Genomic DNA, 19,642 nt, shown 5'->3' on the forward strand with positions numbered 1-19,642 from the left:
TGGTCAGAATTGGCATCGGGAGACAAATTTGAAAATGCATCGTGAATTGAGTCGATTTGGAGCAGCCGCCCTCCTGCTGGCAGCTGCATTATCCTGTGGGGCTGCGGAACTAAATCTTATTCCTTGGCCTTCGCAGATCACGCAACAGGAAGGTCTCCTGGCCCTCGATAATTCCCCGCGAATCGAGCTTATTGGCGGAGATGAGCGTGTTCATCACGCGCTTGATCGATTTATGCGAAATCTCACTGCGCACACCGGCTTCCCTTTCGATAGACACTTTCCCGGAACCCCTGATGGTCCTTCTTTCGTCATCCAGTGTGCCGGCCCTGGACTTCGCGTTCAGGCGGTCGAAGAAGATGAGAGCTATCATCTAGTGATCAACAGCAAAGGAATCGAACTTACGGCGGCCAATCCTCTTGGAGCTATGCACGGCCTCGAAACCGTGCTTCAGCTGGTGAAATCGGGGCCGCAAGGGTGGGTTCTCCCTTATGTTCGCATCGATGATACGCCGCGTTTTGCATGGCGCGGCCTCATGATCGACGTATCACGGCACTTCATGCCGCTCGATGCGATTGAACGCAATGTCGATGGTATGGCTGCGGTCAAGCTGAACATTCTGCATCTGCACCTCTCCGACGACGAAGGCTTTCGTGTCGAAAGCAAGCGATGCCCAAGGCTTACCAGGGTTGCCTCTGATGGGCTTTTCTATACGCAGGACCAGATACATGAGTTGATAGCGTATGCGCGTAATCGCGGTGTGCGCGTGGTTCCCGAATTCGATGTGCCAGGTCACGCGGTGAGCTGGCTGGTTGCATACCCTCAAATTGCCTCAGGACCTGCGCCTCAGGGATTGGTCCGTTCGCAGCGTGACAATCTGCGGCCTCCACTCGATCCGACTCAAGATGCCACTTACAAGCTGCTCGATAAGGTTTTCGGAGAAATGGAAAAACTCTTTCCTGACCGATACTTTCACATCGGCGGCGACGAGGTTGACGGTAAGTATTGGGATAAAGGCGCACACATCCAGACGTGGATGCATGAGCACAACATTCAAGATAATCATGCTCTGCAGACATACTTCACAAAGCGTGTGCAGGCTATCGTTCAAAAGCACGGCAAGCAGATGGAAGGATGGGACGAGATCCTCGCCGGAGACTTACCGAAAGACTCGCTCATTCAATCCTGGAGAGGCGCGAACTCGCTGGCCGATGCCGCAAAGCTGGGCTATAAAACGGTGCTATCCGCCGGTTACTATCTCGATCTTCAATATCCCGCATCGCAGCACTATGCTGTCGATCCTCTGAGCGGTGAGAGTGCATCGCTCTCAGCTGAAGAAAAGTCGAGGATTCTCGGTGGAGAAGCCGCACAGTGGACCGAGTACGTCACACCGGAGATTCTCGATAACCGGATATGGCCGCGGCTTGGCGCCATCGCCGAACGGCTGTGGTCTCCAGCATCAGTGACAGACGTCGATTCGATGTATCGCCGTCTGGCTGTTCTCAGCCGTAATCTGGAATGGCTAGACCTCGAGCAGCGCACCAGCAGCGTCAGAATGATGGACCGGATCGAGAATGACGATATGCCCCCCAAACTACTTGAGACACTGGCAATGGCCGTTGAACCGGTAAAGGAATACGAACGCGAAAAGACGCAAGTCTACGATGTAGAAGCTCCATTGAACCATATGGTAGACGCGGTTCCACCGGAAAGCGATCAGGCAAGGCAGATCAACGCGTTGGCGCAGCGTGCGATCCACGATCCTTCTGTTCGACCAGAGCTGCGAACATTGTTAATCCAGTGGCGCGATAACGATGCCCAGATTGAGCCGTATCTAGCCACATCCGCGCTGCGGCAACCGTTGGTTCCGTTGTCACAAGGTCTTTCGGAATTGGGGACACTTGGCTTGTCGGCACTCGACGCTGTCGAATCCGGGCATCCTGTCACTCAAGATCAGCATAAAGAACAACTGGCTGATATCGAGAAAAGCGTGGCGCCTCACGCGGAATTGCTTCTCGTTGTCGCTCCAGCAATCCGCACCCTCGTCGCAGCCGAGCCTGTCGATCCATAGGGATTGACAGGTGGCTTTAGCGTTTCTTACGGAGAAATAATCAAGGGGCCACATCCTGATGAGCTGCCCAGAAAATTGAATTCCGAAAGATGGTAGCGAAGGCAGTGTTCTCGAATAAATCCGGGTGGTGCCCCATAAAGATATAAATGTTTCTCGCTTTGTAGTGTTCGTTCGTCCAGATGACGGGATGGTCGCCACCCATCTTGATCTTCGTATCTGGCGAGTAGGTATTTTCATCCACCGTCGCCAGAACATGCACATTGGGACGAGGAGATTTGTCCCATGTGTACCATTCCTCATGCTTGATGACGAAAGGCGTAGTGACACCATTCATCACGGGGTGAGACGTATCTTCAACCGTCACTGTGCCATCGGCGAAGCTGGGAATATAGTCCTTGAAACGGATGCCTCCCATGAAATCTGAGAACCAGGGCCACATCTTGAAGCCATCGAACTCGCCAAGCAGCGTGGCATGATGGAATCCGATCCATCCTCCTCGACCCGCTTCTATGTATTTGATAAATGCGGCTGCTGCTGTTGGCGTCCAATTGTAAGGCGGATAGTTGAGCTGAATAAATAACTGGTAATGAGATAAGAATGCGTCATCAATCTTGTCGGTATTTTGAATGTAGTCGACAGTGAAGTTATGTTCAACCGCTTCTCTGTTCAGCCATACCTTTGCCGCTTCCACGAAAGGCTGGTGAATGCCTCCAGCCTCGGCGAGCGCAACGACTCGAAATGTCGGAGCTGCGGGGTTGGGGGCAGCGGCTTTAGCCATGCCAATGCAGGCGAATAGCAGAATGAACAGCCATATCTCAGAATTTCGTAACGAAAGACGCAATTTGCGCTGCACGATCCCTCCCGATTTGTCGTTTTACTAACTTTTAAATGAAGACTCAAGTCATGATGGAGCACTCGCCGGCATATTATTTTGGTCTCGGTGGTGTCATCTCCAGAGCCAAAATAGTCGTTGTTGCACAGGATTTCTCCGAGGTCATGAACGTCGGCCACCGAGCCACAGTAACGCATTTTCGAAAAATCGATTCTGTTTAGGATCGGCAAAAATCTTGTCGCCATGGCCCATGTTCGTATAGAGCATCTTGTATTTTTTGTTGATCCAGGTAACGGGAATGTCACCGCCCGCAAGGGTGTCTTTGAATCCCAACGGATAATTGGAAGGCGCGAGCGTCATTAAAACCTTGATATCAGGATTCTGGCGTGGATCCGGCTTCCAGCTATACCATTCGTTAGCGGGCGAGAGCAAACTCGTCGGCAGCCCCTGAACCGTGGGATGCGATGGATCGTCAATGTTCAATGTTGCAGGCAGCGGCGGCCAGCTATTGCCATAAAAGACGGTTCCCAGGAAATCAGCAAACCATGGCCAGGTCTCGCGGCTATCCATCCAACCGGCGATATGAAAGCCAAGCCACGCTCCTCCCTGCTCCATGTAGTTCTGAAAGGCAATGCGCTGCGACGCAGTGGACGGAAACTCATCCAGCCACACGACGACCTGATATTGTTTCAGCGCAATCGGATTCAAATCATCCCAGTTCGACGTTGCCTTGAATTCGAAGTTGTCTCGTTTGGCCATCGCCTCAAAAAACGGAATGGCCTGCATGGCAAAATCTACGTGGTCTTTCTCTACATGCGTGGAATAGAAGGCAAGCACATGAAATGGTTTGTCCTGGCCAAAAGCGGCGGCCGCTACAAAGAGAGAAACAGCCAGGAAACAAAGAGACCGCATGCGCGAAATCATGGAGAGCCTTCCTTGCCAGTGCGAACAAGTTTTACCGCTCGACATCGGACTTTCTAATGTTCAATAATATAGTTCCACAACGAGGTATATCGCAACGTGAACCTCCGATCCTGCAATTGCCTGTCATTTTCAACCTCTTGCTATTCCATGACCTGCGTTCGCATCGCGATTGCCCTGGTCGCGTTGGTTTCTGCGACGTTTGCGGTGCATGTAGAAGGTGAGGCACCGCAAGGCAGGCTGATTACCAGTCTCGCTGTGGCCATCAATCCAGCAACTCACAAGGTCTACGCCGTGAATGAGGGCGCAGGTACAGTAGTCGTAACGGATGAGACGAGCGGCTCGACTAGATCGGTCAAAGTAGGCGCCGCCCCCATAGCTCTTGCCATAAATCGAACGACAAACCGAATCTACGTTCTCAATACTGAAAGCGGCACTATCAGCGTGATTGATGGCAGGTCCGACGAGGTAGTAGCGACCATCAAAGTAGAAGCCACTCCATATGTGTTGGCGGTAGACGAAACCAGCGACAAAATTTATGTAACTTACACCTATAGTAGCGTTGTGACCGTCATCGACGACGCAGCCAATACAAGGCGATCGTTCAAGGTCGGCAGCGCAGATGGTATAGCGCTGGATTCCCCCGACCATGCGATGTTTCTCACAACCTACGAAGACCCCAATATCAGAATTGTGGATGTTACAAACGGAACCACCAGCAAAGTGCTGGTGGGGCCGCATATCTGGGGTCTCGTCTTCGATGCCTCGTCACACACGCTCTATCTGGCTCACACTGGAACCGCCGATATCGTCGCCCTGAATGAAAAGACTCATGACGTATACGCCATTCCTGTTGGTGAAATCCCCTGCGCGGTTGCTATCAATCCCTCTACGCATACACTCTATGCCGTGAATTATGGCAGTGAGACTGTGAGCGTCATCGACACTGGAAAGCGAAAAGTGATTGCCACGCTGCATGTAGGCGAGCACCCCCAGGCTGTAGCGGTTGATGTCACACGCAACCGGATCTATGTTGCAAACGTGCATGGCAATAGCGTGACGGTGATCGATGGCGTTAAGAATACAGTGATTGGAACGCATGACGCCGGGATAAATCCGTATGCGCTCGCAGTCGACGCGACTACCGGCTATGTATATGCCGCGAATTACGGTGAACCACCAGCTACCGCTATCAACGGACCGGACATAGCAAAACAGAAGTGAGTCAACCAGCTCTTTTATTTCAATGAGGGGCGAACTCTCGCTGTGACGCCGACCGTTATATAAGTGACGTCTGGAATTGTTTGCTGCGCAGCCTCAATAACATTGAGACTGCTGGTGTTTGCGGGAACAATGAGACCGTCCTTAATGATGAGGCCCGCCTGCTGCCTGCTGAAGGAGGGGACATGGGCATTCGGAATGATCACATACATTCCCTGTTTCAGCCGCATCTTCGATCCTTCGAAAGAATCTCGTGCCTCTTTGGTTGCATAGATATAGGTATCTGAACTCTGAAACAGCCAATCAGTGTTCGCATCCTTTGTAAGTCCCGCCACGATTTTGTCCACCGTATAAAGAGCGGTCACGGCGATGGCGGGAAATCCAAGACCGAGGATTGGCAAGAGCACGCCACGAGAGCTACAAATGGTGTCGAAGAGCTGCATCCAACGGCTTTTACGGTGCTGTAGGAAAAAGTTCCAGGTCCACGTTCCTCCACCCTTGGGAAAGTTCACACTTGTCAGCTTGCCCCAGGTTGTTCCCGGATCAAAAGTCATATCTTTCAGCGGGGGAAGCTTTTTGTTTTCTGGCAAGAATGCCGCAATCGCTGTCCAGGCCAGCCGTTCCGTGAGTGACGGCATCGGTGTCGATTGTTGCAAATCGATGCGGAGAGACCCTCCGTCCAAATTTGTAAAACGTGTCTGATCCTGCGTAGATGGACGTATATGGTCTACATTTACGAGGACGTTGGCATCGCCGCGGTCGGCCAATCCGACGTCTCCGATGTCGCTGCCGGTGAGAAAGCCTTTGTCTTTGTCGTAGTAGATGCAAACAGCACGAGGTGCAACGCCGCCAGGGGTGATTGATCTTGCTGTTCCGTAATCCGGGTTGCGGATATCTTCGCTCCAGAAGTTATAAGCCGCTTCTGCCTTGGGGGAAGACTGTTCACTCGAATCATCCGGCTTCGGCGAAGTTTGACCCAACCCCTCCATTGGAAATCCTGAAGAGTAAATCGCAGAAAGTGCGCCGATCGAGGATAGCGTGGTGATTAGGTCTCTACGGCTGGCTTTTATAGTTTTCAAGTTCATCGTCACGTGCGTATCCGTCCTGTTGATCGCGAATAAGTTTGATCTGAGAGAAGAACGATTGTTGGGTCCTTCAGTAGTTCCCTCCACGATTAAGAGAATGCTGACAAATCGTCACCGGTGTCATAGTGCCAGTAAAAATAAAGGAAGACAGCCATCGCACCCGCTAAGGGATGCCACAACAGGCCGTGTGGCTGCGGACCCGTTGGGCTGCACATAAATCTGCCGGTCTGGGAGAAGATCCAGAAAAATGTAGCCACTCCGATACAGGCTACTGCTGACCACCATCTCCAGGTTGGCTTCTCACTTTTTTGAACCCATATCACTATTTGCAATGCGAGATAGGCCACCACCTGAATCACAATCAGAATCAGCGAGATTGGTGTGGCGGGATTCTTCTCCGATAGATATTCACCAAAGCCTGTGAAGAAAGCAACAGCGAGTAGATAGCCTGTCCAAATCAGCCACTCTGGGACTGAGGTTAATAAGCGGCGCAGCGTATAGAAAATCAAAAATTCCACGTAAAGATACATCGATAGATCGTCGGTAATGCCGCCCCACTCCTTAATAGCTCCGTGGAACCACATACTTCCCAATCCGAGAAACAAGACCACGAAGATGTAGACGTCGGGAAATAAGGTATTTGATCCTACTAAGTTGCTGGCGCCGTCTCGGCGAGACCAGTAGACACCGAAAGCTACGATGAGTGATGTGGCAATAGAATAAAGATTGAACCATGTATTCTGTTTCTGACGGACGCCCGGCTTTCCTTGTGCCGCGTCGGAAAGTGAAAACGCCTCGCAATAGCAGGTATTGTCGGACGCTACCTTTTTGACTTCAAGCTGATAATTTTTTTGTGCCTGCGCCGAAGCGTGAGCTGACGGTGCAATCAGTGCGCTCTCTGGAAGCTGCTTATCAGACCCCCATACGCAATTGTTGATGTCTCCAGGCCAGCCTGCCAGCACAAAAATTAGAAATAAACCAACTAAGACAAGAGTCCCGATTCCCCAAACATAGAACCCCGAATACATACGGTCAAACATCCGATATCTCCTTCGAACGAGATATTCCTTTACATGCCACCGTCATCAGGATCCACTTCTCCCGCTGCAATGTTGATTTATTAAAAGGAGTACGAAATTCCAATGAGCGGTACCGCAGTAGCTCTCAAGCCCGCGTTGTTTAGTTTGAGGGCTACATTAGCCGTGATGAGGACGTTATTCCAGGGATTTGCCTTGACGCCTAAAGCCAGGTTTGCGGTCGTATACGAGCCGTTTTCCTGCACGATCGTATTAAACGACTGTGGTGCATTGTTGACCTGTACGGTCACGCTTTTTGGAGTAGAAACCTGCGGAGCGTTGAAGAAAAGCTGGCCGAGAAAATCAGCGGTAACTGTGACACGTTTTGTTGCTCCGATATCCGCTCCTGCATTGTAGGTAAAAAACCCTGGTAACAAGTCCCTATGACCCGTCTGATTTGTCGCAAGAATGGAATGGCTGTTGTACTGGTATGCCAGCACAACGTGAGGTGTCACTCTATCACGACGCGAAATTATTAGGTAGGGTTTCAAGCCGTAGGCTCCTGAGCCTAGAAAATTCTCTGCATCGCCGGACGGCAGCCGCACTTCACCACCTATCGCCAGGTCGAATTTTTCGCGCATGAGAATTCTGTCTTTAGCTGAGAAGACCACATCGCCTGCACCACTTGCTGCACCGGGAAGATATTCGGAGAAGTGAGCCGATGCGTCGCTAATCGTGCTGTATTCCGTTCCTTGTGAACCGACGCCTAACGAGACACGTGAAAAAGGAACCGCGATCGAAACATCAAGCCGGTTAGTGACCCCAAAGGTACCGGCCGCAACATATTGATTGATAGTTGAGCTTACACGGGTCGTTGGATTCGTAATCACCTGCGGATTTTGAGAAGACGGAAAGTAAAAGAGGATGGAAAGGTTTTTCAGATCGTTGTTGTCAATCTGGCTAAATGAGAAGCGTTGATAGTTCACTGAAAAGTAGGCCTTGCCGCGTCCGATGGTTTCGGCACGTTCGGTCAGCACAGGGCCAAAGCTTTGTTGAGATTGTGCATAGACGCCCGTGGACTTGTCGAAAGTAAATAGAAATCCTGACGCCATCGAGGGCAGCGGCAGCTGCGTGACCTGGGTTCCGAAGGCTGTGTTAAAGAAGTTAAAAGTAGACGAGGTCGTATGCAGAGCGGTCGGGATGAGACAGACAAGTTTTGTGTTGCCACACGCGGTCTGTCCCATCGCGACCGATTGCGCGAGAGTCAGTGCAAGCGCGGCATTCGCCAGAATACGAATCAGCATGCTTCTTGTCCTCAGCTGGCCGTCAATAGCATGTGACGCCAGATCCTACGTATCTCTCAAAGTGGCCCTTGGAAAATCTCTGAACCGACATTACTGCGTCGGGCTTACTGTTAACGGCACGATCAGCGAAATTTGTATAAAGCCTGACGTGTTCGAATTCACCGGATTATCAACGATGGTTATCTGGTAATTCCCCGCTGGTGTGGAAGATGGCGGCGTCGCCGCCGGAAGTGTAAAGCCACCACCGCAACCAACGAGTTGCAAAAGCAGTCCAGCTACAAGCACCTGCGCTCCATACCGTATCAGGGCTCTCCTACGTGACAACCTCTTTCCCAAACCAAAACACCAGAAGAACAGTCCGGGTAATGGGAGGCACACTGCATAGAGCCATGCTCTTCTATCGAGAGAGTTTGCATTCGCAGCCGCTAATCCGTTCGTCTGGATGTTGATTGTTACACTTGTTGGTACGCTGGAAAGCGTCACCGGCGCCGGCGTCGATCCGCAGGATATTCCTATCGCCGATGCGTCCTGCACATTCCCGCTGGAATCCGTAACCGTAGTGCACTCGAATGTTACCTGCTCCGTTGGGCTGGGTGGCGGCGACGTCATGTTCCGCGTGAAACTGGTGCTCTGTCCCGAAAAAGCTCCCGGAACCTGAGAAGCGGGAACGAGGGCCGTTGAGTTGCTGATTGCTCCTTGCAGGCCAAGAGAATCCGTGGTGTTAACCGTAATCATGTAATTGGATTGGAGAGGCAAGCTGTATGTATGTGTCGCCGTCAGAGATCCACCGGCTCCTGACGAGGGTGCTGACCCATCTTTCCAGTCGATGGAGGTAGTGAGCGGTGAGTTCTGCGGATCAGTGCAGTTGGCGATAGCGCGCACTGTGAACTGCGTCATAAAAGTCGACGTTTCCGTTCCCTGTAGAGAAAGAGTGCATGTAGGGACAAAGTTCACAGTGATTGTTGCCGTGCTGCTCTGTGCAGTCGCTGATTGCCCCTGTACCAAAGAGCTCACCAAAACCCAATAACTGGTCGTAGCAGTAAGTACAGGGGTGGTGTATGAGCTGCCAGTGGCGCCTGGAATAGGCGTCGAGGTGTCGCCACTCTGTCCCTGATACCACTGATAGGCGAGCGGCGGTGTACCGGTCGCCGCAACTGTGAGTGTGGCGGGCTGCCCGGATGTAACGGGCTGGCTGACGGGTTGAGTCGTGATTGTAGGCGGCACATAAGGATTGACAGTGATCGTCGCGTTCTTACTTCGTACGGATGCTCCCGCGACACGGTTGGCGACCATCACCGCATAGGTTGTTGTCGCAGTTAACGGAGGAGTGGTGTAGGTGCTTGAGGTGGCGCCTTGGATCGGCGAAGGCGAAGTGCCGTTCAGGGCATACCACTGATAACTGAACGGAGCCGTACCCTCTACGGTTACAGACAAAGTCGCAGACTGGCCATAATCGATGGTTTGGCCGATCGGCTCACTTGTGATCGTTGCGGGAATCGATGGCATCGCTGCGACACCCTGGGGATCAAATCCGACGTTCAGCGTGGTCGTGATTGCGCCCGTACCCGTATCAATGATTGATACCGTGTCGGTAGCAGTCTGATCACTGTTGTTGCAACAGTTTGTTACATATACAGAGGTGCCATCGGCAGAGACCGCCACACCTGTCGGACCACTGCCGACCGTTGTGCTGCCAATGAAACTGTTATGACTCGGATCGAATAAAAACACCTGATTTCCCGAAGTCGAATCGGAGTACGTAGCTGCATACAGGACACCGGCGGGCGTAACACCAAACCCATAATTTGAAGGTGAGAGAAATGGTGTGACTGGTGGGGGGGGTGATAACGGGGGCAGCGGAATAGTAGACACAGTATCATCAGCAGTGCTGATGCACGCAACTACGAGATTCGAAGTCGAAGAGGTCGAAGTCGAAGAGGTCAAAGTCGACATACAGGCGCGCGAGCCATCCGGGGTCACAACTATGGAGGCCGCGTGGAAAGCTACGGTTCCTTCGATCGGAATCTGTTTTATGACCGTGTGCGACGCTACGGAGACTTTGTCGGCGCAGGCGATTGTTGCGCCAGTGTTCTGCGGATCAGAACAAGTGTCCGCTACGTAAGCAACGGTGCCATCAGGAGTGAAGGCGATCGCGGTGGGATCTTTTAGCGGAGTAGCGGCGGCATCCGAGAGTGTAGTGATGGTGGCCGTTATAGCCGGCAAATTTTTGCTGGGGTCAACGGTGGTATCAATAATGTCTATTCCAACAAATCCTATGTAGGAATAGTAGCCTCCCGGCTCTGTGACCCAGGCTTGTTTTCCATCAGGGGTGATGGCTATACCGCCGGGCAACTCGGGACTCTGAAGGGCAACGGTTGGACCAAGAGTATTCGTGTCTGTGGCGATCAGCGTAACCGATCCCTGATTGAAATTTGTATTACCGACATAAACGTAGGCATTGTCCGGTGTTATAGCGACTGCGCCGGGTTCGGCAGCGGCACCACTCCCACCGGTAATGTCGACGGTGGCTATTACTGTTTTCGTGGCAGCGTTTATTACTGAAACAGTGTCATCACTTTCGTTGGCAACATATACGCATGGATAATTTGCCGTATATGGGGCGCAACCGACCGTTTGTCCTCGAGCGCATGGCTGGAACAGAGTCGCTGCCGCGAGCACCACGCTACAGGCAATCGCTGTTGCATGAATACAAGCTGCGACCGGTTTCGAATTACGCTCATTCGTCACGACTCTTGCTCCATTGCTGCTATAGAAGAAGAGGCCCACGTACAGGGGAGCGAATCTACAGCACCGTTACTTTGGTGTCAAACAAATAATGGAAACAGCTTGAAGTAGGTTATTGCGCTGGTTGGTAAATGATGTCCAGCATCTATTACCAAATACCTACTTCGGCCTGACATCATTGACGAGCCAGGATCCCTGCTGGTTTTTCGTGAGCAGGATTTCAACTGAATTCACCTGCGGAGGCTGTCGCTTTCCTGCCCAGGTATAGACCATCCATTGATCGCACTTTACCTTGGCAGTACCAGCATCGTGCGTTTCGACTATGTTTCTCAACTGCACTCTTACGGCCTTGAGTCCCGGAGCGCTAATCCCATGATTGAGTGCCTTCTCCTGTGCCCTGGACAGAGAAGGCCACACTGCTTTCATCAAATGCATGTCCATCGACGCATAGGCATCCTCATACTTGTCGAGGCTGGCCCCGATTGCATCTTTCTCCGGGTCAACTGAAGGAGGAGGCAGGTATGAGATATTTGACGGCGAAGGCTGCACTTCTCCAGCATGGCCGACCCGATAAAAAACGAAGTCTCCTTCGTCGTGAAGTGAGTCGCGAATGGGAGTGTATGTTGGCGTCTGCGTCGATCTTGCTGCCACTTGAATCCGGACGTGAGAGAAGAGTTCTTCAGCAGTAAATTCGTCCGCTGGAGGAGCAGTTAGATTCCGCAGCAGAACATTCGCGAAGACCGAATGATTTGTAGGGCCCCATTGCCCGTCGTTGTCCTGAACCGGTTCGTCTCCACCGCTGGACATAACATTTCTTGATTTTCTGTCCAGCATCCTCTCCAGGTAGGCCGAATGATCTTCAAGATTAGTAGCCGGGCCGGCGCCCCCTGCGCCCCGCGAAAGCATTCCCGAGTAACAGCTATCGGAGATGATCAGAACATGGCGCGCCGGTACGGCTTTGGCTGTACCCGTAATCTCGGTGGCAATGATCCAGCGGGAATAAGTATCTGTGTTGGCATCGACAGGCGCCCAGTAAGCCTGGTCTACATCTTTGTCGTAAAATCCATGCCCGGCATAATAGATCAATAATTCATCATTCTCGGTCAACGTGCGACGGTAATGATCCAGAGCTCCGATGATCTGGTCTCTCGTCGCATCTATCAACAACTGAGTGTTGAATCCGTACTCATTCTTGAGGGTCTGTTCTACCTCTTTTGCATCGTTTAGTGGGGTTTCTAAGGGAGGCAGATAAGGATTGCTGCGGATGCCGATCACTAAGGCATAAAAATTGGGTCGGCCTGTCTGCGTCGGCGTGGGATTGGCCGCCTTCAGGCTGACGATACCGCGATCCTGAGCATTGGCTGGTAAAGTCGCGGTGGCCAACGCGATCAGGCTGGCGAAGAGCGCGAGGTAACTACGGTGCGGGATGGCAATTCTGTACATAAAACCTCACATTTGCGAGGTGTCGTTTCACCGAAATGCGTAATCGCAAAAGGGTGAACTGATGTTCTTGGATATGTTATTCATCGCGTCCATAACGGAAGTCGCGCATTGCGATGAATGACAAGTTCTTCTGTAGACTCGTGCACTTTCTCGAAGGGTTTCATGGCGCAAATATCGAGCGCCTTGCGGATTCGACTCTTATCATCGATTCGCGCCCCTTGTTCGTGGACGTGTACAAACGATAGTGACAGACGGCAGACAGCGAACAAAAAGAGCAGCCGATGTCGACTCTTTTGCAACTGAGTCACTCCGTCGACTTGATAACCAGGGAACTTCCAAGCATGGTGACGTCAACAGGGCCGGATTCCGAGCTACTCTCGTCACGCTCAGGAATGTGATACATACGATAGTGCTCTTCTGCGGGTTTTGTTACAACATTTTTTTGCTTTGGACAGATTACGTTACAACAAGAAACAAACTTTCAATTAAAACTACTAATCTCACTGGTCTGAATCCACGAGGACGACGAAGCTACTGCTGGATTTGTCGCCCAGTTGCTGTGCCAGGGCGTTAGCGCCTTGCTCGGTTGGTTCCAGGCCGGCCAGGACGCACCACGTCTGATCACCGGCTCGATACACCAACCTGGCGGTACCGAACTTCGCATTCATCTGATCGCGAAGTTGCTCAGCGGCTGCGCGATCCGCGAAGGCGCCCACCTGAACGGCGAACATGTCGACACCACGCGTGGGCGGTTCGCTCACGATTTTAAGCGTCACATTGGCAATGCCGGGCATAGAAATTGCTTGTGCGGCGGCATGCGACAGGTCGATGATCCTTCCCTGCACGAAAGGACCTCGATCATTGATCTTGACCTGAACCTTCTGCCCATTGTCCAGCCTGTCCACTTCGACCACCGTACCGAGTGGAAGAGTGCGATGAGCGGCCGTGAGTTTCTCCATGTCGTAGATCTCGCCGCTGGCTGTAGGGCGTCCATTGAATGGAACGCCATACCAACTCGCGACCCCGTTCAATGCATCTTGAACTGGCTGCGTGGCCTTGGATTTACAGCCTACGAGTGAGAGAAAAGAGAGGGCGCAAACCGTCCCCAATATCGCTACCGGCATGAGCCGTTGAGGGCGCAATAGTTGATTCTCCTTCCAAAAACCGCCTTTGGGGCGCAATATTGGGTCGATTAATGCACTCAATGCGCGCGTTTTATGACCAAAACTCTCTGCGTTACCGTCCAGGTGCCTAAACTGGTTGGACCGGACGAAACCGGCGCAATCCCACGGGAAACTCCAGTGGAAGCCATCAATAATTCCTGGAGAGGATCTAATTCTCCAGTTGGTACATCTTCGACACTGCGAATCTTACCTTGAGTAAGCGGTGTTAAATCAATGGGTTTAGTGCTCGCAAATACTTTAAGAATGTCGGTCTCTTTTGTGCGCCCCTTGGAAATAAATGTCTTGAAAGACTCTGACATGGTCGACCCTGGCTGCAGAACAGCCTTCGCGCCTCGCTCACTTGGATACACAACAGCGATGCTTCCATCGCTGGAGAGATCCAATATCGCAACGTACAGATCTCGATCGAAATTATTCTTGAGCGAAGCCTCAACGACTTCCCCCTCGTTAACACCCATGTCCGGACGTCCAACCCTCGCCATCACATCTCGGGTCTGACTGCCTTTTAAAGTGAATGCTAAGTCAATGCCTGATTGAGGGTTATTTAAACTGAGCACGTTAAACCACGCAGCCCATGATTTCAGCTGGCTTACAACGTGATCCGTAAAATCCGCATCGGTTACAGGGACGGGCGGAGACAGCGTCGAAGCGTCTGCACCAAGCGTTTGAATGACATTTCCCGATTGCCTCAGCTGCATATTGCAAAGTGTTGGCTTATCTACAACTTCGATGTATTTGATAGTTTGCAGCGCATCTCGAATCGATTGCAGGGGCTGCGAGTTCCCATCGATAAAGAGACGCATCCGTAAATTTCCAAAGCGGTGCTGCCGTTCTACGGCTCGGGAAGCTGGCGCAATCTTGTCGCCGGAAATCTGGCGGGCCTCTGAACTAATCGGACTGACCGAAATAATCTGTACACTTCCGATCACCCTCTCAGGAGCTGCAAACTTTTTGCTGCCAGGCGGATAGACTTCGTAGATGGATCCGACCGTCGCGCCGGCGACCTGTCCAACCCCGAGTGTGACCCGGTGGGGGTCCAGCAGCGAAGGCGCTGCGGTGATGTAAACTCGCGCGACACTACTGCCATCACCGAAGACATATTGATCGGGCTCCGCACCTTCGAGGGAGGGATCCTGCGTCGGATAATTAGCTTTAACATTGCCGATTACACTGTCCATAATGTCGCGATACGTGGCTCCCGCTTTCGCAACACGAAGTTGTTGAACGAGAAAGTGTGTCAGCGCACCCTGCTCGGCACCGTCGCTGTAGTGCTCAAAGGCACTCTCCCGTGAAGATGCCGCCGAGATAGCTGCGAACTTCGGGGAGTCCGATGTGTCGACCACACCCACTTGTCGCGTGGCAGATGTGTTAGCTGCAAGCTCCCGCGACAAGGGCCGCGTGTCAGGCGGAATTGAACGCACACGCGCCCCCCGCACTAAGGTGCCTGAGTGACAACTATCAAGAATAAAGGTTAAGTTTTTAGTTTTTGCCGCAAGCTGGACCAGGAGAGGATGTAGCTCCGTTCCGCTGATGTCGAAAACTTTCCCTTCAGGATCTCTCGAGTCATAGGGAACAATGGTTTCATCCATACCGCTGATTTTGGTTCCGGAAACATCTTTCATCTGCGATCCGTGGCTACTGATATCGAAGACGACAATGTCTCCGGGTTGCGCTTTGTCAATCAGGTGCGTCTTGATCGCACCCAGTATTGCGGCGTGGGTCGCTTGGGCGTTTGTCAAAACCAGGATATTTTCAGGAGGAAATTCAAACTTTCCGATCAGCACCTGCCGCATGTTTTCAACATCGTTTACCGAGCCGGCCAGGGGCGAAACGCTCTCTGGATGCTCATAATCATTGATGCCGACGAGAAGCGCATATTTCTTAGGTGTGTTGTCAGGCGCTGCCTCCGCCGCTCTCCCAGGTCTTGCGCTATCCGATTCGGCAGCGTGAAAGGAAGGAAGACGAACGAGGCAGGCGACAAGGAAAACTGCCAATGCGAATCCAGTCAAACTCAAGAATTGCCTTCTCATATAAGCCTCGAGATAAGCGCCTTAGTCGTCTATGCCCTTATATTGCAATGCAATGTACTTCGTGACATGAGACCACGTAGTCCGGTGGCATATCACCCTGGCCGCACTGCCTGATGCCTCGCAGATATTCAATGTGCCGTCCGGGTTATAGCCGGTGAACAGAACGACATGCGAGCCTGGTTTGTTCAAAACATCGCCCGGTTTCAGGTCTGTGAATACGTTGGCTCTCAGCCTCCCCGCGATCGTGCGAAGATTGCTGGTGCTGTAAGCGTGACCCGACACCGGCAGCCCCCAGCAAAGAGTTACGAAGCCAGAGCAATCAATTCCCGCCGTACAAGCCAAAACACCATACCGGCTGTGGCCGCCCGCTGCCAATCCTTTAGCCAGCTTTTGATCGAAGAGCTCCGGACCGTCCACTCCTCCCCAGCTATAAGGTATGCCGGTCACATGCTGACCGTTCGTCCAATCGCTCTTATAACTTCTCGAGCACGAGGCATGGAGATTTTGGGATCCACAGGTCCACGAATGAGCAGCCAGTTGTTTCGCTCGCGCCACTACTTCTGCTCTTGTGGTGGTAGGCAGCCGGGCAATCAGACTCGTCTGGGTGTTGCTCGACGAAATGCAAGTCAGCGAAACATATACAACCAGAAGAGACGGCCAGAGGCGCGACCGCAGTCCTAAATCTTTCATCATCCAGAATCCTTCAGTTTGTATCCCAGATATTGATTTCAACTTCGGTGCTGGTTGTCATCAGCTGGTAAATTCTGCCCTTACGAACTCGGATCTCGTCCACTGGAGGAATGTAATAGTCGAGTGGGAGTTTTGAAGTCTCGCTAAGAAGGCTTCCGTTTGCGGCGTACTTGCGAACGGTCTTGTTCACGTTTATTCCATCTGCTGATTCTCCCGATGAGCTCTCGAGCGCGATGTATATGTTGCCGGTGTTATCGACCCCCACGCTTTCAAGAGACACCAGGCTCAGGCCTGGTTGGTTCAATTGAACACTGATCGGACTTCCCTTAGGATTCGATACCAATCCGCTCGTCGTAGTGAGCTTGTGGGCCTGCGTCGACTCGAGCGAAGGAGGCATCTCTCCCGTAACAGGTTTTCCTTCGCGATTGAATGCATGAAACTGGCCTGTATTGGCCTCACGAACTAACGCATTGCCATCAGGCAGGACACGAATACTGTCAGCTGCAAAGCCTATGTTCCATGCTTGACGGAATTTCCCTTGAGGGTCGAAGATCACGACCCGATTGTGCAGGGGATCGCTAATCAAAATATTCTCTTCTTCGAAAATATCGAAACCGTTGGGCCCTTCGGGAAGCTCTTCCGCAGCTCCTGGTGATGCTGCCAGCACTGTGGAATTATTTCCCGACACTTCTTGAGAACCTAAGACGGCAAGAGGTATCCGAACAACTCGGGTGATTGGAATTGTTCGAGCTTCAACTTGCGGACGTCCTTCACCGCCACTCTCCAATAGAAGCGCGGAGGTGAGAAGTATGACGACGCCAAACAATCGAGTCATCTAAATACCGACACCAGGCAGCGACCAAGCATATCCCACTTCTCCCCGCTCGTCCAAATATTCTTAGCGACCGCATCCGGCCACAGAGTCCACCGAGCGCACCTGCTTCAAGAAGACTCACTAGCTAAGTGATGAAGGCTTTTGACGCAGGGCGATTTTATCTTGACATTGAAGACTGCCCAGATTATCTTTTGCGGCACTGACCGTCACTCGCTATGTGTTTACGCTAACGGCGATAGCAAGTAATTTCTTTGTCTGCACCCCAGACTCTCAGGCCCCGCAATTCGATTTAAGTAAGTCAGTAATCATCAGGCCACCGAAGAAAAATTATGGTCGCTCAACCGGACAAATTGTTGATGGATTGGACGGCTCACGTGCACTCGGAAATCCCTGTGTCTCTCGCTCCACCAAGTGCGAAAGTATCGGGGCGAGGTATCGGTCTCTACCTGCTGGAGTTGCTTCATATGCCACCGCCCTCCACCACGAAGCGGCCTCCCCTGCAACTGAGCCTGCGATATCTGGTGACAGCCTGGTCAGACTCACCTGAGGATGCACATCAGATTCTTATCGATCTCGCATTTGCTGCTCTTTCCAGTACAGATCCTCAAATGGAAATGGAAGCCGTTCCTCTGACGGTATGGACAGCACTTTGTGTACCGCCGATGCCGGCCTTTATCTTGCGCGTTCCTCTGAGACAGGAGCGCCCGGAAGCGGATGTGAAGATAGTTCGCCAGCCAGTGCAGATCGCGACCTCGACTATGATTCAACTGCATGGTGTCGTCCTGGGTCCAGAGGACATACCGCTCGCCGACTCGCGGGTGGAGATACCAGCGATGAAACTCAAAGCCAACGCCAACCATAAAGGCCGATTTTTCTTTCCTGCCGTCCCTGCAGAAGGTCCCAAGATATTACGAGTGAGAGCTCGAGGGCGCGAACTTTCTGTTCGTTGCGAAAAGAGCTTTCCTGACCAAAATGATCCGTTAGTCATACACTTCAGCCCATTGGAGAGTTGAGATGCCACTGTCGAAATATAGATACCCGGGTATCTTCATGGAAGAGGTTGCCTCTGGAGCGAAATCAATCCAGGCGGTTGGCACCAGCACAGGCGCCTTTATAGGTCAGGCTCCCGATGCGAGCGCCCATCTGAATCAGGCGTTTCCGATCAACAACTGGTCGCAGTTTATAAAAGAATTTGTGCCTGCTGACGGCGGCGTCAGCACGCCTCTGTCTCACGCTGTCGCGGGCTTCTACCAGAATGGTGGACAACGCTGCTATATCGTGAACATCCCCGCCGGAGACGCTATTGCGGGAATGGACAGACCGCAGCGAACCGGTCTTAAATTGCTGCAGGAAATTGATGAAATTTCTATTCTCGCGTGCCCGGGATATTCGGATGCTGCTTCCTATGAAGCCATGCTTTCTTATGCCGAAAACTCCGGCAATTGTGTCGCTATCCTGGACCCCCCTCTAAACGTGCCAGATATCGACCTTCTGAAGGTCGTCGGTACCGCTTCAGCACCGACGAAGCCAGCCAAGAAAGACCCGGATTCTCCAGGGGGAACTGCTGTCTCTCCGGCACCACCGACTGGGCTTCGTCCTCGAGTTAGCGCCAACGGTTCCGGCACACTCTACTTTCCCAGCATCGTCGTAGCAGATGCGCTTTCAGCCAAGGGAGACTTAGTGGAAGTTCCGCCCTCGGGGCATATTGCTGGGATTTGGGCGCGTACAGATGGAGAACGAGGTTGTCATAAGGCCCCGGCGAATATGTCCGTGCGCGGCGCTCTGAATCTCACTTATCGCGTCACAAACGAGGAGCAGGCAGAGTTGAACTCCAGCGGTATTAACGTGATCCGCTTTTTTTCACGCGACGGGACGCTGGTGTGGGGCGCTCGAACGCTCGCCGAAGAAGCCAGTGAATGGCGTTATCTGAATGTTCGGCGCCTGATCAACATGATCAAGGAATCCATTCGTCGCAGCACAAGATGGGTAGTCTTCGAGCCAAACGCTGTGCCTACGTGGAAATCGATTCGATTTCAAGTGGAACAGTTCCTGCAACTCGTTTGGCGGGATGGCGCTCTTGTGGGCGCTTCGCCGGAAGAAGCCTTTTTTGTGAAATGCGATGCAGAAACGAATCCGCCCGAAGTAGTCGATGCCGGGCAGCTCGTTGTCCTTATCGGCGTAGCGCCGGTGAAGCCCGCGGAATTCATCATTTTCCGAATCGGGCAACATGCCGGCGGCGCTACTTCAGAAACTCTCTAGCTCAAATGC

At 52.3% G+C, this 19,642-nt stretch carries 15 protein-coding genes; 4 read left to right on the top strand and 11 right to left on the bottom strand.

The features are described 5' to 3' along the window. Positions 1 to 34 precede the first annotated feature (34 nt). Complete coding sequence (locus GSQ86_RS21405; RefSeq protein WP_254062574.1) at positions 35 to 2,068, top strand: beta-N-acetylhexosaminidase; 2,034 nt, start codon at positions 35 to 37, stop codon at positions 2,066 to 2,068. Between the two features lie 40 nt (positions 2,069 to 2,108). On the opposite strand, the gene GSQ86_RS21410 is transcribed toward GSQ86_RS21405, so the two are convergent. Both GSQ86_RS21410 and GSQ86_RS21415 read right to left on the bottom strand, forming a co-directional pair. Beyond that, on the bottom strand, positions 2,109 to 2,921 hold the full coding sequence (locus GSQ86_RS21410; protein ID WP_158752187.1) for a ThuA domain-containing protein: 813 nt from the start codon (positions 2,919 to 2,921) through the stop codon (positions 2,109 to 2,111). Between the two features lie 141 nt (positions 2,922 to 3,062). Next, positions 3,063 to 3,812, bottom strand: a complete 750-nt coding sequence (locus GSQ86_RS21415; protein ID WP_158752188.1) for a ThuA domain-containing protein — start codon at positions 3,810 to 3,812, stop codon at positions 3,063 to 3,065. Positions 3,813 to 3,971: 159 nt separating this feature from the next. Between GSQ86_RS21415 and GSQ86_RS21420 the strand changes: the two genes are divergently transcribed. Further along, positions 3,972 to 5,045, top strand: coding sequence for a YncE family protein (locus GSQ86_RS21420; protein WP_158752189.1), 1,074 nt, complete (start codon positions 3,972 to 3,974; stop codon positions 5,043 to 5,045). A 14-nt stretch (positions 5,046 to 5,059) separates the two neighbouring features. On the opposite strand, the gene GSQ86_RS21425 is transcribed toward GSQ86_RS21420, so the two are convergent. The 9 genes from GSQ86_RS21425 to GSQ86_RS21465 all read right to left on the bottom strand — a co-directional run bounded on the left by GSQ86_RS21425 (position 5,060) and on the right by GSQ86_RS21465 (position 17,365). Further along, positions 5,060 to 6,127 carry a hypothetical protein gene (locus tag GSQ86_RS21425; RefSeq protein WP_216841246.1) on the bottom strand — a complete coding sequence of 356 codons (1,068 nt, stop codon included), beginning with the start codon at positions 6,125 to 6,127 and terminating at the stop codon, positions 5,060 to 5,062. Between the two features lie 89 nt (positions 6,128 to 6,216). Beyond that, positions 6,217 to 7,167: a hypothetical protein gene (locus GSQ86_RS21430; protein ID WP_158752191.1), complete on the bottom strand. Its 951-nt coding sequence runs from the start codon at positions 7,165 to 7,167 to the stop codon at positions 6,217 to 6,219. A gap of 80 nt (positions 7,168 to 7,247) precedes the next feature. Next, complete coding sequence (locus GSQ86_RS21435; RefSeq protein WP_158752192.1) at positions 7,248 to 8,447, bottom strand: hypothetical protein; 1,200 nt, start codon at positions 8,445 to 8,447, stop codon at positions 7,248 to 7,250. Positions 8,448 to 8,537: 90 nt separating this feature from the next. Further along, the gene (locus GSQ86_RS21440; RefSeq protein ID WP_158752193.1) at positions 8,538 to 11,195 is read right to left on the bottom strand and encodes a hypothetical protein; all 2,658 of its coding nucleotides are present in this window, start codon (positions 11,193 to 11,195) and stop codon (positions 8,538 to 8,540) included. Positions 11,196 to 11,351: 156 nt separating this feature from the next. After that, positions 11,352 to 12,635, bottom strand: coding sequence for a caspase family protein (locus tag GSQ86_RS21445; protein WP_158752194.1), 1,284 nt, complete (start codon positions 12,633 to 12,635; stop codon positions 11,352 to 11,354). Between the two features lie 500 nt (positions 12,636 to 13,135). Then, positions 13,136 to 13,777 (bottom strand): septal ring lytic transglycosylase RlpA family protein, encoded by a 642-nt coding sequence (locus GSQ86_RS21450; protein WP_216841247.1) that lies wholly within the window; start codon positions 13,775 to 13,777, stop codon positions 13,136 to 13,138. A 59-nt stretch (positions 13,778 to 13,836) separates the two neighbouring features. Next, positions 13,837 to 15,849: a caspase family protein gene (locus GSQ86_RS21455; protein ID WP_254062538.1), complete on the bottom strand. Its 2,013-nt coding sequence runs from the start codon at positions 15,847 to 15,849 to the stop codon at positions 13,837 to 13,839. A gap of 21 nt (positions 15,850 to 15,870) precedes the next feature. Continuing rightward, complete coding sequence (locus tag GSQ86_RS21460) at positions 15,871 to 16,542, bottom strand: hypothetical protein (RefSeq protein WP_158752196.1); 672 nt, start codon at positions 16,540 to 16,542, stop codon at positions 15,871 to 15,873. Between the two features lie 10 nt (positions 16,543 to 16,552). After that, the gene (locus GSQ86_RS21465; RefSeq protein WP_158752197.1) at positions 16,553 to 17,365 is read right to left on the bottom strand and encodes a hypothetical protein; all 813 of its coding nucleotides are present in this window, start codon (positions 17,363 to 17,365) and stop codon (positions 16,553 to 16,555) included. Positions 17,366 to 17,703: 338 nt separating this feature from the next. Between GSQ86_RS21465 and GSQ86_RS21470 the strand changes: the two genes are divergently transcribed. Next, positions 17,704 to 18,387 carry a Pvc16 family protein gene (locus tag GSQ86_RS21470; protein ID WP_158752198.1) on the top strand — a complete coding sequence of 228 codons (684 nt, stop codon included), beginning with the start codon at positions 17,704 to 17,706 and terminating at the stop codon, positions 18,385 to 18,387. Between the two features lies 1 nt (position 18,388). After that, the gene (locus tag GSQ86_RS21475) at positions 18,389 to 19,633 is read left to right on the top strand and encodes a phage tail sheath C-terminal domain-containing protein (RefSeq protein ID WP_158752199.1); all 1,245 of its coding nucleotides are present in this window, start codon (positions 18,389 to 18,391) and stop codon (positions 19,631 to 19,633) included. The last annotated feature ends 9 nt before the right edge of the window (positions 19,634 to 19,642 follow it).

It is taken from the genome of Acidobacterium sp. S8, assembly GCF_009765985.1.
GTDB lineage: Bacteria > Acidobacteriota > Terriglobia > Terriglobales > Acidobacteriaceae > Alloacidobacterium.

Coding starts and splice junctions, on each gene's coding strand:
- GSQ86_RS21405 (WP_254062574.1), top strand. CDS start 35: ATGCATCGTGAATTGAGTCGATTTGGAGCAGCCGCCCTCCTGCTGGCA.
- GSQ86_RS21415 (WP_158752188.1), bottom strand. CDS start 3,812: ATGCGGTCTCTTTGTTTCCTGGCTGTTTCTCTCTTTGTAGCGGCCGCC.
- GSQ86_RS21420 (WP_158752189.1), top strand. CDS start 3,972: ATGACCTGCGTTCGCATCGCGATTGCCCTGGTCGCGTTGGTTTCTGCG.
- GSQ86_RS21425 (WP_216841246.1), bottom strand. CDS start 6,127: ATGAACTTGAAAACTATAAAAGCCAGCCGTAGAGACCTAATCACCACG.
- GSQ86_RS21430 (WP_158752191.1), bottom strand. CDS start 7,167: ATGTTTGACCGTATGTATTCGGGGTTCTATGTTTGGGGAATCGGGACT.
- GSQ86_RS21435 (WP_158752192.1), bottom strand. CDS start 8,447: ATGCTGATTCGTATTCTGGCGAATGCCGCGCTTGCACTGACTCTCGCG.
- GSQ86_RS21445 (WP_158752194.1), bottom strand. CDS start 12,635: ATGTACAGAATTGCCATCCCGCACCGTAGTTACCTCGCGCTCTTCGCC.
- GSQ86_RS21455 (WP_254062538.1), bottom strand. CDS start 15,849: ATGAGAAGGCAATTCTTGAGTTTGACTGGATTCGCATTGGCAGTTTTC.
- GSQ86_RS21460 (WP_158752196.1), bottom strand. CDS start 16,542: ATGATGAAAGATTTAGGACTGCGGTCGCGCCTCTGGCCGTCTCTTCTG.
- GSQ86_RS21470 (WP_158752198.1), top strand. CDS start 17,704: ATGGTCGCTCAACCGGACAAATTGTTGATGGATTGGACGGCTCACGTG.
- GSQ86_RS21475 (WP_158752199.1), top strand. CDS start 18,389: ATGCCACTGTCGAAATATAGATACCCGGGTATCTTCATGGAAGAGGTT.